Genomic DNA, 19287 nt, shown 5'->3' with positions numbered 1-19287 from the left:
AGATACAATATTATAACAAACTGCATAAGTTTAGACGAAGACTAAGGCAGATCTTACTTAGGATTCCGATTTTCAATAATATCGGCCAGCAGCTTCTTTGCCCGCAACAGTTTCACCTTTACATTATTCATTGGTTCGTCCAGGCTTTCGGCAATTTCTTTATAACTTTTCTCCTGGAAGTACCTCAGGTTAATTACTTCCTGATAATGAGGTTTTAATTGCTTAATATCAGTAAGAAGCTGGGCAAGATTTTGTTCGTTAATAAGTTTATCTTCTATAGAAGGAGTTTCGTCTGCAATAGTATAGACTTTATCTTCGTCATGGGTGGTGGTGCGGGACCTTATGGAAGAATTTTTCTTCCGCAGCATATCTACATGGATGTTTTTTGAAATGGCAATAAGCCAGGTACTAAAGGAATAATTTTCATCAAAAGTTTCAATGCGGTTAAAAGCCTTGGAAAAGGTTTGAATACTAATGTCTTCAGCTTCATATTCATTACGGGTTTTTTTAAGCTGAAATCCGTAAACGTCATTCCAGTAACTATCCAGAAGATAATTAAACGCTGCCTGGTTACCACCTTTTGCCTCCTTTATTTTTTTCAGAAGCTTTTCCGGATTTATTTCCAATGAGTAGGTTTTGAAAAAATGTTTGCAATAAAGATACCTAATTGGGTGGTGATTAGAAACAATTCCATAACAGGAAATAACCATACCACATCTTTTTCATCCAGTTTCGCTGCCGCTTTAAAATATAAAACTCCTTTTACCAGTAGGACCAGAGCAAAAATGGCCAGCGCAACATACCAGAAGCCTGTAAGTAGCAAGAATGGGAAAAATAACCAGAAACCAATCTGGGAAGCATAGAAAATCCCCAGGAGCAGCTGATGCTTTCTTTTGTAATGGCCGGCTACAGAAATATGCCTTCTTTTTTGCGTGATCCATTTGCCAAAACTGTTCTTTGGGACACTTCTCGTTATTGCCAGAGGCTCATAACAAAGGGCAGTATTTTCTAAGGTTGCACTTTCATTTACAAAAAGGTCATCATCACCAGACCTTAAATGAAGGTGATTAGCAAAACCATTCTGTTCATAGAATTGGGTTGAAGTATATGCCAGATTGCGGCCTACCCCCATATAGGGAAATCCTAATTTTGCATAAGAAAAATACTGGATAGCGGTTAACAGGGTTTCAAACCTGATAAGCTTGTTGAGTATGGACGATTTGTTCTTAAAATAGCCGCCATAGCCCAAAACAATAGACTTGCCGGTGTTAAAATTTTTAGTCATTTCACTAATCCATTTGTTAGATTGTGGTGCACAGTCGGCATCTGTAAAAAGAAGGTGTTGGAATTTAGCTTTTTTGATCCCCAGGGTGAGGGCGTACTTTTTATTTGCCCAGAAAGCCTCGTTGTTTTGCACATTTACAATCTGAATCCTGCCGTCCAGCTCCTTATACTTTTCCATTACCTCCAAAGTTTCATCTGTGGAAGCGTCATTAATAAGGATTATTTCAAATTCCGGGTATTCCTGTGCAATAATAGCGGGAAGAAAAGTGTTAAGGTTTTGTGCCTCGTTTTTTGCGCAAATGATCACGGAAACAGGTGTTTCTGTTTTTGGCGAAGAAGCTATTTGTTGCCGCCCTGAGGCAAAACTGAAAAATGTAAGAAAATAGGTGAGATTAACTGCTGCAATTAGAAGGAATACAGCCAACAGGATTGTGGTCATTCAAATTAACTGGCCTTTTTTGCGTCTGAAGAACAATTTCCAATCTCATCCGGCATTTTTCCGCAGTAACTACAGGCTTCCCCCTCCTTATTTAAAAAAGGACTTTGGCTGGCACAGGTTCCTGCAAATTTACCATCTTTTTTTCCCCAGATCTTGATTGCGATTCCCGCAAATGCCAGGGCTATTAGTACGAAGCTTATTAAGAATAATTGCATGTTTACTTTTTCTGATTACAAAAATAAGAATAAAAATACCTTTAGGAAAAATGAGCCAATAAAAAATACTCATTTGCATTTATATCTTGCAATTTTCGAACCAATACCCTTTTACTGCAGGTTAAATTAGAAAATATTGACTTCAGGTTCAAGTTCTACTCGAAATTTTTCTTTCACCTCCATCTGGATCTTTTGAGATAAGTGCAAAATTTCCTGGCCAGTGGCATTCCCATAATTTACAAGAACAAGCGCCTGGTTTTTATGTACCCCGGCATCTCCTTCGCGGTAACCTTTTAAACCTGCTTTTTCAATAAGCCATCCCGCCGGGATTTTAATTTTCGAGGGGCTAACCGGGTAAGAGGGAATTTCGGGATATTGCTGCTGTAGTCTATTGAACTCTTCCTTCTTAATCACCGGATTTTTAAAAAAACTCCCGCTGTTTCCAAGCTCTTTGGGATCTGGCAATTTCTCCTGCCTAATGGCAATTACAGCGTCTGAAATATCCCTTATTTTGGCTGAAAAAATCTTTTTTTGATCCAGGGCATTTTTTATAGCGCCATAGCTGGTGCGTAAAATGTGTTGGCTTTTAGTTAACCTGAAGGTGACACTGGTAATAATATACTGCCCCTTTAAAGAAGTTTTGAAAATGGAATGCCGGTAATTAAATTCGCTGTCCTGTTTACTGAAGTTTCGCTGCTCCAGCGTTTGGATATTTACAGCCTCGCATTCTTCAAAAACATCTTTTAATTCTACTCCGTACGCTCCAATATTTTGTATGGGGGCTGTGCCCACATTCCCGGGAATAAGAGAAAGATTTTCAAGGCCTCCCAGTTCCTGTTTTAATGTCCACAGTACAAACTGGTGCCAGTTTTCACCTGCACAGGCCTTAACCAGAACCTCGTTCCCGGTTACCGAGAGAATTTCTTTTCCCTTTAAGTTGATATGAAGTACGGTTTTGTTAATATCTGCTGTAAGCAACATATTGCTGCCACCTCCAAGGATAAACAATTCCTGGGCGTAAGTTTGCTTCAATACTTCTTTTAACTCTTCAACAGTATCTACAGATATAAATTTCTTGGCTTTTACATCTATACCAAAAGTGTTGAATTTTTTTAGAGAAGCATTTTCAGAAACCTGCATTTTATCGGTTTTTATATTGTATTAAAGCTTCCTGAAGAATTTCGAGGGCTCGTTCCAGGTTTTCCCTTTTTAAAACATAGGCGATCCTCACCTGGTTCATTCCTGTATTTGGAGTAGAGTAGAAGCCTGCTGCAGGAGCCACCATAACTGTTTCGTCGTTTAGCTGAAAGTCCTCCAGCAACCATTTTGCAAAATCTTCGGCATCATCTACAGGCAATTCTGCTATACAATAAAATGCTCCTTTAGGTTTTGCCACTTTAACCCCTTCTATTTTCTCCAGGCCTTCAACGAGTATGTTCCGTCTAAGGGTATACTCTTCAATTACTTCGTTAAAGTATTCTTCTGGGGTTTCCAGGGCTGCTTCACTTGCTATCTGTGCAAAAGTAGGCGGACTTAGCCTGGCCTGGGCAAACTTCATTGCCGCACTTATCACCTCTTTATTTTTTGAAACCAGGCAACCTATCCTCGCCCCGCACATACTGTAGCGTTTGGAAACCGAATCTACCATTATCGCGTGCTGTTCCAGTTCAGGGATGCTCATAATGGAATGGTGGGTAACCCCGTCATAGGCAAATTCCCGATACACTTCATCTGCAACTACAAAAAGATCATATTTAATTGCCAGATCGGCAATTTGCCGGATTTCTTCTTTGGTGTAAAGGTATCCTGTGGGATTTCCCGGGTTGCAAAGGAGAATAGCTTTTGTTTTGTCCGTGATCAGTTTTTCAAATTCTGAAATTTCCGGAAGCGCAAAATTGTCCTGGAAAGAAGCTTTTATAGGTATTACCTTTACGCCTGAAGCCGTGGCAAAACCATTATAATTGGCATAAAAAGGTTCAGGAATAATTACCTCGTCTCCGGGATCTGTAATACTCCCCATGGTAAAGAGCAAGGCTTCTGAGCCGCCGGTGGTAATAATGATGTCATTGCTGTCCACAGGAATATCGTGCTTGCTATAGTAAGCAGCAAGTTTTTCGCGATAGCTCTGGAAACCTGCAGAATGACTGTAAGATAACACCTCTATATTATTTTTTTTAACCGCCTCTAAAGCTACTTCAGGGGTTTTAATATCTGGTTGTCCTATGTTTAGCTGGTAGATTGTCTTTCCCTTTTCTATAGCTGCTTCCGCAAAAGGAACCAGTTTACGGATTGGAGATTCAGGCATTTGAAGCCCTTTTTGAGAAATATTAGGCATAATGGTTCGTGTTTATAGAAATGCAAAAGTGCAAAAATAATAGAAGAATAATAAGTTCCTGCCTTAATAAAAAGGAGGTTATGCCTGTTAAGGCCGGAAATATTTCAAGGCGCCTTGAATATAGCGGTTCAATAAAAAACCTCCAGCGCTGGCAGGAGGTTTTTTAAAAATTATTCAAAAACTGTAATTAGCTTTCTGAGCTTTCTTCTTCCACTACAGTTCCTTTAATCTTAAGGGCTTTGGTGGGTTCTTCTGTATTAGAATAAACAGTTACTGTTTTACGAATAGGCCCCACCCGTTTAGTATCGTATTTTACTTCTATCTGCCCAGACTCACCGGGAAGTATAGGATTTGTTGGTTTTTTAGGAACGGTACAGCCACAGCTGGATTTCACGTCCTCTATCACAAGTGGCTCGTTACCGGTATTGGTGAATTCAAAAACCCGCACGCCGTCACTTCCTTTTTTTATTGTGCCATAATCTATGGTTTCAGACTTGAACTCCATCTTAGCCTGGGCCGAGGCAGTGCCTATTCCGGCCAGGATAAATACGGCAATCATTACTAAATTTTTCATAATTAATTGGTTTAAATAGATCTTGTAAAGATACTCCGAATTGAAAAATAGACCAAATTATAATCAATTCAACTTCTTTTAAAATCCTTTAGTTATAATTACTTTTGCCTTTATTTTCAAAAATTAGACCAAGATATGGCAATTGCTTCCCAATACAACGCAAAACAAGTAGAAGATAAGTGGTATAACTACTGGATGGAAAACGGTTATTTTCATTCTGAAGTAGATGAGCGGGAGCCTTATACTATTGTAATTCCCCCGCCAAACGTTACCGGAGTATTGCACATGGGGCATATGCTTAACAATACTATCCAGGATGTGCTGGTAAGAAGGGCACGGCTTAAAGGTTACAATGCCTGCTGGGTGCCGGGAACAGATCATGCTTCTATTGCTACCGAGGCAAAAGTGGTGGCCAAGCTTAAAGCTGAAGGCATTAATAAAAATGACCTTAGCCGTGAGGAATTTCTACAGCATGCGTGGGAATGGACCCATAAACATGGCGGTATAATCCTGGAACAACTTAAAAAACTTGGTGCTTCCTGCGACTGGGAACGCACCAAATTTACCATGGATGAAGATATGTCTGCTTCGGTCATTAAAGTCTTTGTTGATTTATATGAGAAAGGGCTCATTTACCGGGGCTACCGAATGGTAAACTGGGATCCTGAAGCCCAAACCACCCTTTCTGATGAAGAGGTGATCTATCAGGAAAAGCAGGGAAATCTTTACTATCTAAACTACAAAATTGAAGGTGTAGAAGACGCTCTCACTATTGCTACCACCCGGCCGGAAACCATTCTTGGAGATACCGCAATATGTATAAATCCAAATGATGAACGTTTTACCCACCTTAAAGGAAAAAGGGCCATTGTACCAATTAATAACCGTGTAATTCCCATTATTGAAGATGAATATGTAGACATGGAGTTTGGTACAGGCTGTTTAAAAGTAACCCCCGCACATGATGAGAACGATAAAATGCTGGGGGATAAGCATCACCTGGAAGTGATCGATATTTTTAATGACGATGCCACACTAAACTCTTACGGCTTGCATTATGAGGGTAAAGACAGGTTTACGGTAAGAAAGGAAATCACCAGAGAGCTTGAAGAGCTAGGGGTGCTGCAGAAAATTGAAGAGCATACCAATAAAGTGGGTACCAGTGAACGTACCGGTGCGGTAATAGAACCAAAATTAAGCGACCAGTGGTTCCTGAAGATGAAGGATTTAGCCGAACCTGCCATAAAAGCTGTGGTAGGAGATGATATTAACCTGGTACCCGATAAATTTCTGAATACTTATAAGTATTGGATGGAAAACGTTCGGGACTGGAATGTGTCCCGTCAGCTTTGGTGGGGGCACCAGATCCCCGCATATTTTTATGGTGATGGAAAAGAAGATTTTGTAGTTGCTGAAACTATTGAAGTTGCCCTGGAAAAAGCCAAAGAAAAAACCGGTAATCAAAATTTGCAAATTTCAAGTCTTAGGCAGGATAAAGATGCCCTGGATACCTGGTTTTCCTCCTGGTTATGGCCAATGAGTGTGTTTAATGGAATTCTTGAGCCCGAAAATAAGGAAATTCAATATTACTATCCTACCAACGACCTTGTGACCGCCCCGGAAATCCTGTTTTTCTGGGTAGCAAGAATGATCATGGCAGGATATGAGTATCGTGGAGAACGGCCCTTTAAAAATGTATATTTAACGGGGATCGTTAGGGATAAACAGCGTCGCAAAATGTCTAAATCCCTGGGGAATTCTCCAGATCCACTCGGTCTTATTGAACAATATGGGGCAGATGGGGTAAGAGTAGGAATGCTTCTAAGCTCACCGGCAGGGAACGATCTTATGTTTGATGAAGACCTTTGCAAGCAGGGGAGTGCTTTCACTAATAAGATATGGAATGCCTTTCGGCTGGTAAAAGGCTGGGAAGTTTCCGAAGAAAAAGAGCAGCCCGAAACTGCCAAAATTGCCATGGAATGGTATAAAGCAAAATTTCAGAAAACGCTGCGGGAAATTGAAGATCATTTTTCAAAATACAGGATTAGCGATGCCCTTATGTCTACATATAAACTTATTTGGGATGATTACTGTTCCTGGTTCCTGGAAATGGTAAAACCTGCCTTTGGAGAACCTGTAGATGCAGTAACTTTTAAAGCGGTTATTTCAATTCTTGAAGATAACTTAAAAATCCTGCATCCTTTTATTCCTTTTGCTTCTGAAGAAATCTGGCAGGAAATTACAGGAAGAACTCCTGGAGAGGCTTTAATTATTTCAAAATGGCCTGTGCAGCAATCTTTTAATGAAAATATTATTGCTGAATTTGCCGTCGCTTCTGAAGTGATTACGGGAATAAGAAAAATAAGGAAAGAAAAAAACATCTCTTTTAAAAATGAAGTTGAATTCAGGGTTTTAAACAATGAAGAGACTTCAACCTATTTTGATCCTGTAATTGTGAAGATGGGCAACCTGTCTTCGCTGGAATATGTAAAAAAACAGGTGGAAGGAGCACTTTCTTTCAGGGTGAAATCCAATGATTACTTTATCCCGGTGACCGGTGCCATAGATGTTGAAGCTGAAATCACAAAGCTGGAGGAAGAGTTAAATTATACTTCAGGTTTCCTGAAATCTGTGGAGAAAAAGCTTTCTAACGAGCGTTTTGTAAATAATGCACCAGAAAAAGTGGTGGCTATAGAAAAAGCAAAAAAAGCAGATGCAGAAGCAAAAATTGAAGCCCTAAAAGCCAGCCTGGCGAGTTTAAAATAGCCGGTTTGCAGATTGTTTATTTGCCCCACGGGTTAACTATTATTTCTCTGCAGTAAATTCTCACACAGTTTCTGGTTTAGAACTTCTGTTTTAAAAAGATCTAAAATTCTTTACCTTGTAGTTATGACAAAAAGGCCGGGTAAAGGAAATCAGAAAAGGGCTATCAGGTACCTTCCCATTTATGGCTGTATTTCCACAGGAATAATTTATATAGCAGTGGGGGTAATTGCCATTCTTTCGCTTCTAAGGATAAAACATGGAGGGGCGAGCGAAAGTAGTTTTCTGCTTTCCATAAGCGACTACACCTTCGGGGATGTTTTGGTGTTTCTAATCCTCCTGGGAATGCTCAGCTATTTTGCCTGGCGCATATATGAAAGTATAAAAGATCCATATAAATATGGAAGTAACTGGAGAGGATTGGGGCATAGGGCAGGTATTTGCCTTAGTTCCCTGGCCGATGCTTTGATAGCTTATTCTGCCCTAATGGTGTTGTTAGGGCTTAGTGAAGTTAGCGAGAGCGGAAGACCGCAACAACAGCGGGAAATGATTAGCAATATGCTTCAGAAAAGCTGGGGAGATTGGGTTGTAATAAGCCTCGGGGTGATAGTAATGGGAACTGCCTTAGTGCAATTATTATATGGGTTAAGAAAAGGTTACAGAGAACGTCTTGATATTGCCGGCTATAGAAAGGAGTGGAAAAAGCTGATTTTTCTCCTGGCAAAAATTGGTTATTTGTGCCGCGGAATTATCCTGGGAATTATTGGCTTCTTTTTTGTAAAAGCCGGATTTACAGATAATGAACAATATGTGGTAAATACAGACAAAGCTTTTAATTTTATAGGCGACCATGTGGGAAAACTTCCTTTTGCTGTGGTGGCTGTTGGTACCATTTGCTATGGACTATTTATGTTTGCCATGGGATTTACTTACGATGTGGATAACGATCCTACAGATCCCGGTTATGGATAAATACAAAGGAGAAAAAAGTGGTGGAAGCCAGTAACAATTAAGTTATGGGATACTGCCAATATTTTCTTCTACTAGCGCTATGTATTTCTCCTGGGCTTCCTCTTTACTGAGGTTCTTTACCTGCACAAGCGCATTAACCTTAAATGCAGACCTTAAATCACCCTCGCTGGTGGGAGGAATGTAAAATCCATTTTTCTCTGTTGCCCTTTTGTAGTAGGCATAAAAGTGCAGCAAAACATCCGGCGGAAATTTTTGCTTTGTTTTACTGACCATTCGATAGGCCTTTCGGAATTTTTTATCAAGATCTTCCGGCATCATTAAACTAATCCTGTATTTTACCAATCACACTTAATCCTCCTTTGACTTTTTGATTAAGAGCTACTTCAATTGGGGTGCCAAGGGGCATAAAAACATCTACGCGGGATCCAAATTTAATGAATCCACTGTCGCTTCCCTGGGCTACTTCCTGCCCAACTTCAGCATAATTTACAATACGTTTGGCCATAGCTCCGGCAATCTGGCGGTAAAGGATTTCGCCCGCAACTTCATTTTCCACCACCACTGTGGTGCGTTCATTTTCTTCGCTTGACTTTGGATGCCATGCCACAAGAAATTTCCCCGGGTGATATTTACTAAATTTAACCCTGCCTCCAACCGGATGCCTGGTAACATGTACATTAATGGGCGACATGAAAATAGAGACCTGTAAACGTTTGTCCTTAAAATATTCTTTTTCGAACACTTCTTCAATTACCACTACTTTGCCATCTACAGGGGCTACGATGTTGCGGTTGTTAATCTCTGTTTTTCTTGTGGGGTTCCTAAAAAACTGAATAATCAGTAAAAACAGGATAACAGATACTACCAGGATGGCAAATTTTATCCAGTAGGTATTAATTAACGTGTAAGTAATGATGTTTATTGCAATTAATAAAATTGCAGTAAGCGTCATGATCTTGTAACCTTCTTTATGAAACATAGTTCAGCATGTATAAATAGGCATAAACAAAAGGGCTGGCAAAGATAATGCTATCCAGCCTGTCAAACAGTCCGCCGTGCCCTGGCATTAGTTTGCCGCTGTCTTTTACGCCGGCCTGCCTCTTGAATTTAGATTGTATTAGATCTCCCAGGGTCCCAAAAATACTCAATATTATTGCTAATCCCAACCAGATAGAAAAAGTTAAGAATTGAGTATACACAAAAATAAAGTAACTGGCGGCACAGCTAAAGATAAGCCCTCCCAGAAAACCTTCAATAGTTTTGTTGGGAGAGATGCGTTCAAATAATTTGCGCTGGCCAAAATTTTTACCCACAATAAAGGCAAAAGTGTCATTTGTCCAGATAAGTGCAAAGATTCCTACGACAAGTTTTGGAATAAAAACACCTTCTATAGTAGGAATAAGAGTTAAGAAAATAACTGAAGAGATAAGATAAAAAATAATAATGATATACTTCTTTTTTTCAAAAACCGGTATTTTGTTTACCATCATTAGGTCCTTTACCAGAAATAGGTTTACAAAGATGGTGATAAGAAGAAGGAGAATAGTTGCGTCCTGATTAAATTTAAGATAGCTGAATAGGTAAAATAATAAGGCCTGTACCGCATAAAGGGCATAACTTTTTAGCCTGAGCAGTTTTTGCATTTCTATTAGGCATACCAGCCCCAGCAAGTAAAAAAGGGTGATAAAGATAAATTCAGAAGAAAGAATGGAAGCTACCAATATGGATATATACAATAATCCCGAGACGGTTCTGATTATAGCTTCCCTCATATATTAAAGATCTTCCAGAAGAAGTAAATAAAGGTTTTTGGTGCTACTACCGTAACTCATAAAATCGCCTTCCTTCTGTGTTTCAAAATTTTTAATAGTAGTAATATTGGAAGGAATGTGTTGCTTGTTTCTAAACTTGATTCCTCTTAAACCTTCCCCAATAGTGTCTGTTAGTTGGCTTGTGGAAGCTAAAATAACGAAGTTCGCCGGTAGGTCATGAAGTTTACTTTCTTTAATCTGATTAGAAGAAATCAGGATGGAACCATCATTGGCAATAAGATATTCACAGGTGGAAAGAAAGAAAGGCGCGCCGGAGGAGCGGTTAAAAGTTAAATTAAAACCTTTAAACTTTTCCTGGAGATTGGGATCAAAACAGAAGCAGTCTTTTTCATACCAGTCGTTTTCCAACAAAATGTTGTCAAAAGCTTCCAGCACTTCTTCCTGGCTTTCGCAGTAAAGAAATTTACCACCATTGTTCCTGAAATTGAGCATAAACCGTTCATCTGTAGGGAGTTTTACCTCAGGCATATACTTACCCCTATCAGCATTTTCAGGTTTTTCCTGGCTTTTGTCTGATTTAGATTTAGGGTTCAGGAATCTTCTAAATAGACTCATAGAATTTAGGTGTGGTTCTCAATGTCATTTCTACCAAAGGTAAAAAATCTTAATTTAACCTTGGGTCAAATTAAGATTTTTTACCTGTAGTAAGAAACTTATTTATTTACAGACTTTTTCTTTTCTATATCTGCTTCTTCAGGATTATTAATAAGAGAAGTGGCCTCGGGATCTCTTCTTTCAGGAGCTGCCTTCCTGACAGGGCGTCCTTCTAAAGTTTTTTCCTCTTTTTGATAGGGCCTGTCCCCAAATATACGCTGAAGGTCATCTTTAAAAATTACTTCTTTGTCCAGAAGGATATCTGCAAGCTGGCTTAATTTATCCTTATGTTTAGTTAAGAGATCCTTTGCCCGTTGGTACTGCGTTTCAATAAGATTTGAAATTTCCTTATCTATTAATTCTGAAGTACGTTCGCTATACGGTTTGGTGAAGTTATATTCGCTTTGTCCAGAAGAATCGTAGTAAGTAAGGTTTCCTACGGCATCATTAAGGCCATAAATAGTCACCATGGCCCGGGCTTGTTTTGTTACCTTTTCAAGGTCACTAAGAGCACCGGTGGAGATTTTATCAAAAATAACTTTCTCGGCAGCACGGCCTCCTAATGCAGCACACATTTCGTCCAGCATTTGCTCCGGCCGTACAATAAGACGTTCTTCAGGTAGATACCAGGCAGCTCCCAAGGACTGGCCTCGGGGTACAATAGTCACTTTTACAAGAGGTGCGGCATGCTCCAGCATCCAGCTCACGGTCGCGTGCCCTGCTTCATGAAATGCAATCGCTTTTTTCTCTTCAGGGGTTATAATTTTGTTCTTTTTCTCAAGGCCGCCTACAATACGGTCTACCGCATCAAGGAAATCCTGTTTCCCAACCGCTTTATTTCCTTTCCTGGCGGCAATAAGCGCAGCCTCGTTACATACATTGGCGATGTCTGCCCCGGAAAAACCTGGAGTTTGTTTTGCAAGGAATTCAGTATCCAGCTCATCGGCAACCTTTTTAAGTGGTTTTAAATGCACCTCAAAAATTTCGCGTCTTTCGTTAAGGTCCGGCAGGTCTACATAAATCTGCCTGTCAAAACGGCCCGCCCTCATAAGCGCTTTATCCAAAACATCGGCGCGGTTGGTTGCAGCAATTACAATTACATTGGTATTGGTTCCAAAACCGTCCATTTCGGTAAGCAACTGGTTAAGGGTATTTTCACGCTCATCATTAGAGCCGGAAAAATTGCTTTTTCCCCTAGCCCTACCAATGGCGTCAATTTCATCTATAAAAATAATCGATGGCGATTTTTCTTTAGCCTGTTTAAAAAGGTCGCGTACACGTGAGGCTCCCACTCCAACAAACATCTCTACAAAGTCTGAACCCGAAAGAGAGAAGAAAGGTACTTTGGCTTCTCCGGCCACAGCTTTTGCTAATAAGGTTTTACCTGTTCCAGGAGGCCCTACTAATAAAGCACCCTTCGGAATTTTACCACCTAAAGCGGTATATTTTTCAGGTTGTTTAAGAAAATCTACAATTTCCTGTACTTCTTCTTTGGCGCCTTCAAGGCCCGCCACATCTTTAAAAGAAGTTTTAACATCGGTATTCTGGTCAAAAAGCTTTGCCTTGGATTTTCCAATATTAAAAATTTGGCCTCCTGCACCTCCTCCTGCGCCAGAGCTCATCTTCCGCATAATAAAGATCCATATTCCTATAATGAGGATAAAAGGAAGCAGGGTAAAGAAGACTTCTCCCCAAACATTGGTTTCCCTCTTAAAGTTAAGGTTTGCTGAAACTCCATATTCTTCCTCAATTTCCTCAACATCATTTTGAAATTTTTCCAGGCTTCCAAAATTAAAAGTATAGGCAGGACTGTCTCCTCCCGGAAATATATCAGGATCGGTTTCCGATTTATGCTCGTCTTTTTGCTTAGCTTCGTCGGTAAGATAAACATTAGCTTTTTGGTTATTAATAATAACCAGTTTTTTAACGTCTCCTTCTTTTAAATATTCTTCAAACTGGCTTGGGGTAATTTGAGCAGGCTCATTAAAACCACCGCCGGTAAAGAAATTTATTCCTAAAAATATGATGATGATAGCTGCATAGATCCAGTATGCACTAAACTTTGGCTTCTTTGGATCCAGTCTTTTCTTCGGTTGCTGTTTCGCCATTCTTACTTAATTCTGTTAGATTTAATAATTTGTCTCAATTGAGGTTATTTTTGCGTCACCCCAAAGACTCTCAATATCGTAAAACTCTCTTATATGTCGTTGAAAAACATGAACCACTACATTTACATAGTCCATTAAAACCCATTCCGCGTTTTCACTACCTTCAATGTGCCAGGGTTTGTCCTTAAGAGCTTTACTAACTGATTTTTGAACGGAATTTACTATGGCGTTTACCTGCGTGTTAGAAGAACCATTGCAGATGATAAAGTAATCACAAACTGTATTTTCGATTTCTCTCAGGTCAAGGATATCAATGTCATTTCCTTTTACTTCCTCTATCCCTTTTATTATTTGTGCAATAAGATGATCGCTGTTCGTTTCTTTTTTTGCCATTAAATCTTTTTCTTTACGCAAAGTTATTACTTTTTAGTCTTTTTAATGTCTGTTCTTTATAACATTTTAACGCTTAAGTATTTTACGTTCTCACATGCGTATAATCAAAGTTAATGCCATCAATTCCACCAACGCGCTCGCCAGGGATCTTTATCCCGGGAAATCTGCGTTTGCACCTCTTTGTGTAAGTGCTCACCTGCAGACCAATGGTAAGGGCCAAAGAGGTGCCGGGTGGGTTTCTAATGCGGGGGAAAATCTTACTTTTAGCGTGTTATATCCCAAAACAGGTGTTACTGCAGAGAAACAATTTCTACTCAGTGCTTCCGTTGCACTTGCCATTTTAGATACGCTTGAAGACTACCAGGTTCCAAAACTGCGGGTAAAATGGCCTAACGACATAATGGCAGCGAATGTTAAGATTTGTGGAATTTTAATAGAAAATATCCTTAAAAAGGATGCTATTGCTGCCTCTATTATAGGAATTGGCCTTAATGTAAACCAGGAATTTTTTCCCAACCTCCCTCAGGCGGGATCTTTGCGGCAGGTGACAGGCAAAATTTATGAGCCTGACAGGCTTCTTGAAAAATTACTTGATGCTCTTAGCAGCAGGCTTGAGAAAATTTCCCATCGTACCGGCAGAGAAATTCTGAAAGAATATGAATCTAAATTATTTAGAAAGGAGGTGGCTTCTACTTTTCAACTGCCTAATGGAAGTCGTTTAACCGGAATTATAAGAGGGGTGACCAGTGAAGGCCTTTTAAAGGTAGAACTGGAAAATGAAATTCTAAAGGTTTTTGATTTAAAGGAAGTAAAACTTCTTTTCTAATAAAAAACCTCATTCGGGTAGGAATGAGGTTTAAAACAGTGTTATTTTCAGCTTATAATTTTGAAATATTTTCTGCCAGGCTGTTGATAAATTTTTGCAGCGGATTTTTTACCATCATGCTCATCATCGCGTTGAAATTCCCATGGAATAAAAGCTGTACTTCGCTCTGGTTCTCGTTTAGGGCTTCTATATGAATATTTAAAGAAAAATTCAGCTTATCTGAAGTAGAGCCTAAAACCACTAATTTTGAAAATTCGGTTTCCTGAATTTTCAATTTTATTTCTGGCATTCCTTTAAGGCCAAAAAGAAAACTTTCCTGGTCTATTACCTTAAATTTTTCCTTGCTTTCCGGCATTAACTGTTCATAGTTTTCAACATTGGTCAAAAAATTGAACATTTCCTGCTGACTTTTATCAGCAGTTACTTTTGGACTTTCTAAATTCATAAATTATTTTTTCCAGTTGCCCGGGTCGTGCCGCCACTCTCCCAAAAGGCTGGCTTCCTGGGCATTTATATATTTTGTTTTCTGTGCTGTTTCCAGTAAATGGCTGTAATCACTCAAGGTGTGCAGTTCTACCTTAGCTTCTTCAAAGTTTTTTTGTGCCGCATCAAAGCCGTAAGTAAAGATAGCCATCATGCCTTTTACATTTGCTTTGGCTTCTTTCAGGGCCTTTACGGCATTAAGGCTGCTATTGCCGGTGCTTATTAAATCTTCGATAACCACAACCGACTGCCCGGCTTCAAGATTCCCTTCAATTTGATTCTTCCTGCCGTGACCTTTGGCTTCCGGCCTTACATAGGCAAAGGGAAGGCTAAGATATTCGGCAACCAGCATACCAATACCAATAGCACCGGTAGCTACCGCTGCAATCACATCAGGTTTTCCATAAATTTCTTCCACCTGTTTGGCAAATTGCTCCCTAATAAAATTTCTTATGGCAGGATAGGAAAGTATAATCCTGTTGTCACAGTAAATTGGAGATTTCCAGCCACTCGCCCATGTAAAGGGTTCTTGCGGTTCTAATTTAATTGCTTTAATTTGCAGCAATACTTCAGCAGTTTGTTTTGCTGTTTCTTTGTTTAAAATCATAGTACAAATGTATAAAGTTTTTGTAAATGATATCCCAATAATTCTCTCCACAAAAAAAGATATTGGGGAAGAGTACACTTCTTTTCCAATAAAAAAAGTGCGATTGAAAAAAGTGATCAAAAAGATCAACAAAGGGAAGTTGCTCTACGTGAACCTTTATCATGAAGAGGAAGAAAAGCTGCTTAAATACCTGCTGAAAAAGCTGCGGGTGGTTACTGCCGCAGGGGGAATGGTGTTGAATGACAGGGATGAAATTCTCTTTATCTACAGGAATAAGCGCTGGGACCTTCCTAAGGGAAAAACTGAAAAAGGAGAGCGCATAGAAGATTCAGCTATTCGAGAAGTTGAAGAAGAGACCGGGGTTCAGGATCTCAGGATCACCAAATTTCTGCGGAAGACTTACCATGTTTTTAAGAGAAAGGGAAAATACAGGCTTAAAGTGACGCACTGGTATGAAATGCGCACTTCTTATGAGGGAGAGCTTAAACCTGAATTAAAAGAAGGAATAGAAAAGGCAAAGTGGAAGAATTTAAAGAAGAGCCAAAAAGCCCTGGAAAAATCTTATGCAAATATAAAGCTGCTCTTTCCAAAAGAATTTTTATCTGGGCACTCTAAAGACAGGGTAGCGTAAATGGGCTTTTTCGTAATACAGTGAGTTTTTGTGTATCCAGTCCAGTTGGGCATATCCGTCTCTTCTAAAACTGGCATCATTCTGCTTCTTATCTTCAAACTCTTCTTTTAACTGCGGATTTTCATCTAACAGCTTTTTGGCCATATCTTCAAAAACGTATGGCGAAAAATGTTCTTTTTGCTGTAGCACCGTATCAAAGAAATTCCAGTTAAAAAAGGAATCCGCTGTAGTGGGTTCCAGCGTTTCTACAAGATACCTTGCACCGTCCTGAAAAGTGGTCACATAAAGGTCTCCTTTCCTGAAGAAGATAGAATCCATGGTTTTAGATACCTCTGTACCGTGGTGCAGGTAATGCCCTTCAAAAGGGCTTTCTGTGGTTTGATAATCTTCTATGCGATAGGTCTCCACATAAATGGTAGTGTCTTTGGCAAGCGGTTGCATCTTAATATTATTTAATTCCAGGAGACTGGTTACTTTCCACCAACCTTGTGGGACTATATAGGCTCTTGGAATTTCAATACGATCTTTGGAAACAAAATTATCATAATATTTTACTTCTTTGCTGAATGGCCTTTCACGGTCATACTTAAGCCTGGGTTGGCCGGTAACCTCGCTTTTTATGGACGCTCCTTCATAACCTAAAAATTCCCGGGTACTGGGATTTTCCATGTCTGCTTCCCATTTTGCCGGATACCATCTTTGCGTGAGGTATTTTTTTGTTTCCCGCTCTCTTAGATCTTTTATAGTTGGAGTTTCAGCATTGGTAATGGAAATCATGGAACGAAGCAATTCATAGGTGGCATTTACCCTTTGCGCATAAGGCTTGAGCATATGGGTTTCCACCATCATGGATAGCGTATTCCATAATGCAGCATATCCAGTGGAATACCTGGGGTAATCAAAGAACTGACTAAATCCTTTTTCAGGAACATCATTAAAAACGTTTACATATGGAGTAATGGGTAAGTTCTTTAGCTTTAGAGAATCTTCCAGGGCGGGCATCATTCGATTATTAAGATATTCGCCCAGTTCCCCGCCAAGTTTATTATGTTGGGTAAACAAATGAGTGAGCGTGTATTGGTAATCTGCCCCATTGCTTACATGAGTATCTATAAAAACATCGGGTTTTAAATTTTGAAAAACTCGATAAAAACTCCTGGTGTTTTTAGTATCGGCTTTTATAAAATCCCTGTTCAGGTCATAATTTTGAGCATTTCCCCGAAAGCCGTATTCCACCGGCCCATTTTGGTTGGTGCGGCTGGTGGAGTTCCTGTTTAAAGCGCCTCCCACGTTATAGATGGGAATAGTGGCTATAACCGTGTTGGCTGGTACCTCAATAGAATCTCCTGCAAGATCTCGAAAAAGCATCATGGTGGCATCTATCCCATCGCTTTCTCCTGGATGAATCCCGTTGTTGATAAGTATAATCGTTTTATCTTTCCTTATTTCCTCAAGGTCAAATTCCTCTGTTGGGCTAAATACGGCCAGGTGCAGGGGTTTTCCGCTGTCGGTTTCCCCAACTTCAGTAAAAGTGACGGTGGGATATGCTTCTTCAAGTTCGGTATAAAAATCAATTACCTGTTGATAAGTAGCTGTTTCAGTACCTCCTGATTTTTCAAACTGAGTTTCAAAATCGTAATCCACCACCAGTTGGTATTTAGACAGGTCACAGGAATAACATACTATTAGAAGCAATAATAATGCGAATACTTTTTTCATAAAAAGATAAATGAACGCTTGAGTAACTCTCAATCCTGAGAAATAATTTTTCTTCCTAAAGATTTCTTAAAAATAAGGTGTAAACTTAAATAAAACACCTAAGGCAGCCAAAATCTTATCAGCAGCAGGAAATATGCTGTTGTTAAAGGAAACCTAATCAGCTTGAAAAACTTTTGTGAGCACAAATTTCGGGGTATTTTTAGGAAAAATTGCGTGTATAATGAAAAGAATTTCAAGTATTTTAAGTTTCTTCCTTATTACCTGTGCAGGCGTATCGGCCTTTGCGCAATATGAAGAAGTTAGTGAAGAGAAAAAGGCAGAAATTGCTCAAAGAGAACCAGACGTGGTACAAACTGCTATAGGGGAATTAACGCTCGTGCCTCCGTATTCTTCAGAATCGGTGGATAATGAAAGTACAGCTATTGGCTGGTCTAACGGGAATATGCCCAAAGCTCCGGAAGGTTTTAAAGTGAATAAGTTTGCAGGAGATCTTGAGCATCCGCGTATTACTTACGTAGCGCCAAATAATGATATTTTTGTGGCAGAGACCAATGATGCGAAAAAAAGTGCTAATCAAATTACCTTATTAAGGGATACTGATGGGGACGGAGAAGCAGATGAACGTCATGTATTTTTAGAAGACCTTAATCAGCCTTACGGAATGCTGGTGTTAAACGATTACTTTTATGTTGCCAATGTAGATGGCTTAAAAAGGTTTCCGTATCAAGAAGGTCAAAACTCGATAGACGCCGAAGGTGAAACTATTTTAGAACTTCCCGCGGGGGGCTATAATCACCACTGGACCCGGAATATCATAACAAATAAAGACGGCAGTAAAATTTATATTTCTGTAGGTTCTTCCAGTAATGCCGGGGAATACGGTATTGAAAAAGAGGAACGTCGCGCCAATATCCTGGAAATTAATCCTGATGGCTCGGGAGAAAAAGTGTATGCTGCGGGTTTAAGAAATCCTGTGGGAATGGACTGGAATCCCGTTACCGGGGAACTTTGGGCCGCGGTAAACGAACGTGACAAGTTAGGTAATCACCTGGTGCCAGATTATATTACCAGCGTAAAAGAAGGCGGCTGGTACGGCTGGCCGTTTTCATACTACGGGCAACTTCAGGATCCAAGGTGGAATGAAGATCCGCACATGGATATGGTTAAAAAAGCTATTGTTCCGGATGTTCCGGTAACATCACACAGTGCATCTTTAGGATTGCATTTTTACACCAAAGACCAGTTTCCTGATAAATATAAAAATGGTGCTTTTGTAGGACAGCATGGCTCCTGGAACAGGGCAGATCTTGCAGGCTATAAAGTTTTGTTTGTGCCTTTTGAAAACGGGCAGCCACAGGAACCGGAAGATTTTCTTACCGGCTTTATTGCAGAAGAGGATGCCAGTAGGGTTTACGGTCGTCCTGTAGCGGTAACTACTTTGCCTGATGGTTCTTTGCTGGTTAATGATGACGATGGTAACACCATTTGGAGAGTTTCTGCGGAATAAAACAG

The 19287-nt window shown here is 39.8% G+C and carries 20 protein-coding genes; 5 read left to right on the top strand and 15 right to left on the bottom strand.

Annotation, left to right across the window (positions count from 1 at the left end):
• Window positions 1-53 precede the first annotated feature (53 nt).
• From AB8M93_RS07795 to AB8M93_RS07770, 6 genes are all read right to left on the bottom strand, one after another.
• Window positions 54-626 (bottom strand): RNA polymerase sigma factor, encoded by a 573-nt coding sequence (locus AB8M93_RS07795; RefSeq protein ID WP_373057014.1) that lies wholly within the window; start codon window positions 624-626, stop codon window positions 54-56.
• A complete protein-coding gene (locus AB8M93_RS07790) occupies window positions 617-1723 on the bottom strand; it encodes a glycosyltransferase (RefSeq protein WP_373057013.1) in 1107 nt (368 codons plus the stop codon). Before AB8M93_RS07790 ends, AB8M93_RS07795 begins: the two co-directional genes overlap by 10 nt.
• 5 nt (window positions 1724-1728) lie before the next feature.
• A complete protein-coding gene (locus AB8M93_RS07785; RefSeq protein WP_373057012.1) occupies window positions 1729-1938 on the bottom strand; it encodes a membrane or secreted protein in 210 nt (69 codons plus the stop codon).
• Between the two features lie 126 nt (window positions 1939-2064).
• Window positions 2065-3078 carry a UDP-N-acetylmuramate dehydrogenase gene (gene murB / locus AB8M93_RS07780; RefSeq protein WP_373057011.1) on the bottom strand — a complete coding sequence of 338 codons (1014 nt, stop codon included), beginning with the start codon at window positions 3076-3078 and terminating at the stop codon, window positions 2065-2067.
• A gap of 1 nt (window position 3079) precedes the next feature.
• Window positions 3080-4273, bottom strand: a complete 1194-nt coding sequence (locus AB8M93_RS07775) for a pyridoxal phosphate-dependent aminotransferase (RefSeq protein ID WP_373057010.1) — start codon at window positions 4271-4273, stop codon at window positions 3080-3082.
• A gap of 187 nt (window positions 4274-4460) precedes the next feature.
• Window positions 4461-4847, bottom strand: a complete 387-nt coding sequence (locus AB8M93_RS07770; protein ID WP_373057009.1) for a DUF1573 domain-containing protein — start codon at window positions 4845-4847, stop codon at window positions 4461-4463.
• A gap of 135 nt (window positions 4848-4982) precedes the next feature.
• Here AB8M93_RS07770 and AB8M93_RS07765 point away from each other — a divergent pair, with 135 nt between their 5' ends.
• Window positions 4983-7613: a valine--tRNA ligase gene (locus tag AB8M93_RS07765; protein WP_373057008.1), complete on the top strand. Its 2631-nt coding sequence runs from the start codon at window positions 4983-4985 to the stop codon at window positions 7611-7613.
• Between the two features lie 123 nt (window positions 7614-7736).
• Entirely contained in the window at window positions 7737-8582 is an 846-nt protein-coding gene (locus tag AB8M93_RS07760) for a DUF1206 domain-containing protein (RefSeq protein WP_373057007.1), read from the top strand.
• A gap of 42 nt (window positions 8583-8624) precedes the next feature.
• Here the strand turns inward: AB8M93_RS07760 and AB8M93_RS07755 are convergent, their stop codons facing one another.
• The 6 genes from AB8M93_RS07755 to rsfS form a co-directional block, all read right to left on the bottom strand.
• Entirely contained in the window at window positions 8625-8900 is a 276-nt protein-coding gene (locus AB8M93_RS07755; protein WP_373057006.1) for an acyl-CoA-binding protein, read from the bottom strand.
• Window positions 8901-8904: 4 nt separating this feature from the next.
• Window positions 8905-9561 (bottom strand): phosphatidylserine decarboxylase family protein, encoded by a 657-nt coding sequence (locus AB8M93_RS07750; RefSeq protein WP_373057005.1) that lies wholly within the window; start codon window positions 9559-9561, stop codon window positions 8905-8907.
• The gene (locus AB8M93_RS07745; RefSeq protein ID WP_373057004.1) at window positions 9551-10354 is read right to left on the bottom strand and encodes a phosphatidate cytidylyltransferase; all 804 of its coding nucleotides are present in this window, start codon (window positions 10352-10354) and stop codon (window positions 9551-9553) included. Before AB8M93_RS07745 ends, AB8M93_RS07750 begins: the two co-directional genes overlap by 11 nt.
• Window positions 10355-10357: 3 nt before the next feature.
• Window positions 10358-10969, bottom strand: a complete 612-nt coding sequence (locus AB8M93_RS07740) for an LUD domain-containing protein (RefSeq protein WP_373057003.1) — start codon at window positions 10967-10969, stop codon at window positions 10358-10360.
• 98 nt (window positions 10970-11067) lie between these two features.
• On the bottom strand, window positions 11068-13116 hold the full coding sequence (gene ftsH, locus AB8M93_RS07735; RefSeq protein WP_373057002.1) for an ATP-dependent zinc metalloprotease FtsH: 2049 nt from the start codon (window positions 13114-13116) through the stop codon (window positions 11068-11070).
• A gap of 21 nt (window positions 13117-13137) precedes the next feature.
• Window positions 13138-13509, bottom strand: a complete 372-nt coding sequence (rsfS, locus tag AB8M93_RS07730; protein WP_373057184.1) for a ribosome silencing factor — start codon at window positions 13507-13509, stop codon at window positions 13138-13140.
• A gap of 94 nt (window positions 13510-13603) precedes the next feature.
• Between rsfS and AB8M93_RS07725 the strand changes: the two genes are divergently transcribed.
• Entirely contained in the window at window positions 13604-14335 is a 732-nt protein-coding gene (locus AB8M93_RS07725) for a biotin--[acetyl-CoA-carboxylase] ligase (protein ID WP_373057001.1), read from the top strand.
• Window positions 14336-14387: 52 nt separating this feature from the next.
• Here the strand turns inward: AB8M93_RS07725 and AB8M93_RS07720 are convergent, their stop codons facing one another.
• Both AB8M93_RS07720 and pyrE read right to left on the bottom strand, forming a co-directional pair.
• On the bottom strand, window positions 14388-14780 hold the full coding sequence (locus tag AB8M93_RS07720) for an SRPBCC family protein (RefSeq protein ID WP_373057000.1): 393 nt from the start codon (window positions 14778-14780) through the stop codon (window positions 14388-14390).
• A gap of 3 nt (window positions 14781-14783) precedes the next feature.
• Window positions 14784-15425: an orotate phosphoribosyltransferase gene (gene pyrE, locus AB8M93_RS07715; protein WP_373056999.1), complete on the bottom strand. Its 642-nt coding sequence runs from the start codon at window positions 15423-15425 to the stop codon at window positions 14784-14786.
• A 7-nt stretch (window positions 15426-15432) separates the two neighbouring features.
• On the opposite strand from pyrE, the gene AB8M93_RS07710 reads away from it, so the two are divergent.
• Window positions 15433-16056 carry an NUDIX hydrolase gene (locus AB8M93_RS07710; RefSeq protein ID WP_373056998.1) on the top strand — a complete coding sequence of 208 codons (624 nt, stop codon included), beginning with the start codon at window positions 15433-15435 and terminating at the stop codon, window positions 16054-16056.
• Here AB8M93_RS07710 and AB8M93_RS07705 read toward each other — a convergent pair.
• Window positions 16024-17775, bottom strand: a complete 1752-nt coding sequence (locus tag AB8M93_RS07705; protein WP_373056997.1) for a M14 family metallopeptidase — start codon at window positions 17773-17775, stop codon at window positions 16024-16026. The genes AB8M93_RS07710 and AB8M93_RS07705 overlap by 33 nt on opposite strands.
• Window positions 17776-17995: 220 nt before the next feature.
• On the opposite strand from AB8M93_RS07705, the gene AB8M93_RS07700 reads away from it, so the two are divergent.
• Window positions 17996-19282, top strand: coding sequence for a PQQ-dependent sugar dehydrogenase (locus tag AB8M93_RS07700; RefSeq protein WP_373056996.1), 1287 nt, complete (start codon window positions 17996-17998; stop codon window positions 19280-19282).
• Window positions 19283-19287 lie beyond the last annotated feature (5 nt).

Source organism: Autumnicola aciditolerans (assembly GCF_041679265.1).
Lineage (GTDB): Bacteria > Bacteroidota > Bacteroidia > Flavobacteriales > Flavobacteriaceae > Autumnicola.
Note: the sequence above shows the minus strand (reverse complement) of the source record. Positions and strands in the feature narration are given on the sequence as shown.

What these genes read in the sequence shown, in the direction of transcription:
- AB8M93_RS07705 (WP_373056997.1), bottom strand. Translation starts at nt 17,775, where the DNA reads ATGAAAAAAGTATTCGCATTATTATTGCTTCTAATAGTATGTTATTCC.
- AB8M93_RS07760 (WP_373057007.1), top strand. Translation starts at nt 7,737, where the DNA reads ATGACAAAAAGGCCGGGTAAAGGAAATCAGAAAAGGGCTATCAGGTAC.
- AB8M93_RS07770 (WP_373057009.1), bottom strand. Translation starts at nt 4,847, where the DNA reads ATGAAAAATTTAGTAATGATTGCCGTATTTATCCTGGCCGGAATAGGC.
- AB8M93_RS07765 (WP_373057008.1), top strand. Translation starts at nt 4,983, where the DNA reads ATGGCAATTGCTTCCCAATACAACGCAAAACAAGTAGAAGATAAGTGG.
- murB (WP_373057011.1), bottom strand. Translation starts at nt 3,078, where the DNA reads ATGCAGGTTTCTGAAAATGCTTCTCTAAAAAAATTCAACACTTTTGGT.
- rsfS (WP_373057184.1), bottom strand. Translation starts at nt 13,509, where the DNA reads ATGGCAAAAAAAGAAACGAACAGCGATCATCTTATTGCACAAATAATA.
- AB8M93_RS07710 (WP_373056998.1), top strand. Translation starts at nt 15,433, where the DNA reads ATGTATAAAGTTTTTGTAAATGATATCCCAATAATTCTCTCCACAAAA.
- AB8M93_RS07725 (WP_373057001.1), top strand. Translation starts at nt 13,604, where the DNA reads ATGCGTATAATCAAAGTTAATGCCATCAATTCCACCAACGCGCTCGCC.
- pyrE (WP_373056999.1), bottom strand. Translation starts at nt 15,425, where the DNA reads ATGATTTTAAACAAAGAAACAGCAAAACAAACTGCTGAAGTATTGCTG.
- AB8M93_RS07775 (WP_373057010.1), bottom strand. Translation starts at nt 4,273, where the DNA reads ATGCCTAATATTTCTCAAAAAGGGCTTCAAATGCCTGAATCTCCAATC.
- AB8M93_RS07750 (WP_373057005.1), bottom strand. Translation starts at nt 9,561, where the DNA reads ATGTTTCATAAAGAAGGTTACAAGATCATGACGCTTACTGCAATTTTA.
- AB8M93_RS07700 (WP_373056996.1), top strand. Translation starts at nt 17,996, where the DNA reads ATGAAAAGAATTTCAAGTATTTTAAGTTTCTTCCTTATTACCTGTGCA.
- AB8M93_RS07755 (WP_373057006.1), bottom strand. Translation starts at nt 8,900, where the DNA reads ATGATGCCGGAAGATCTTGATAAAAAATTCCGAAAGGCCTATCGAATG.
- ftsH (WP_373057002.1), bottom strand. Translation starts at nt 13,116, where the DNA reads ATGGCGAAACAGCAACCGAAGAAAAGACTGGATCCAAAGAAGCCAAAG.
- AB8M93_RS07740 (WP_373057003.1), bottom strand. Translation starts at nt 10,969, where the DNA reads ATGAGTCTATTTAGAAGATTCCTGAACCCTAAATCTAAATCAGACAAA.
- AB8M93_RS07745 (WP_373057004.1), bottom strand. Translation starts at nt 10,354, where the DNA reads ATGAGGGAAGCTATAATCAGAACCGTCTCGGGATTATTGTATATATCC.
- AB8M93_RS07790 (WP_373057013.1), bottom strand. Translation starts at nt 1,723, where the DNA reads ATGACCACAATCCTGTTGGCTGTATTCCTTCTAATTGCAGCAGTTAAT.
- AB8M93_RS07785 (WP_373057012.1), bottom strand. Translation starts at nt 1,938, where the DNA reads ATGCAATTATTCTTAATAAGCTTCGTACTAATAGCCCTGGCATTTGCG.
- AB8M93_RS07720 (WP_373057000.1), bottom strand. Translation starts at nt 14,780, where the DNA reads ATGAATTTAGAAAGTCCAAAAGTAACTGCTGATAAAAGTCAGCAGGAA.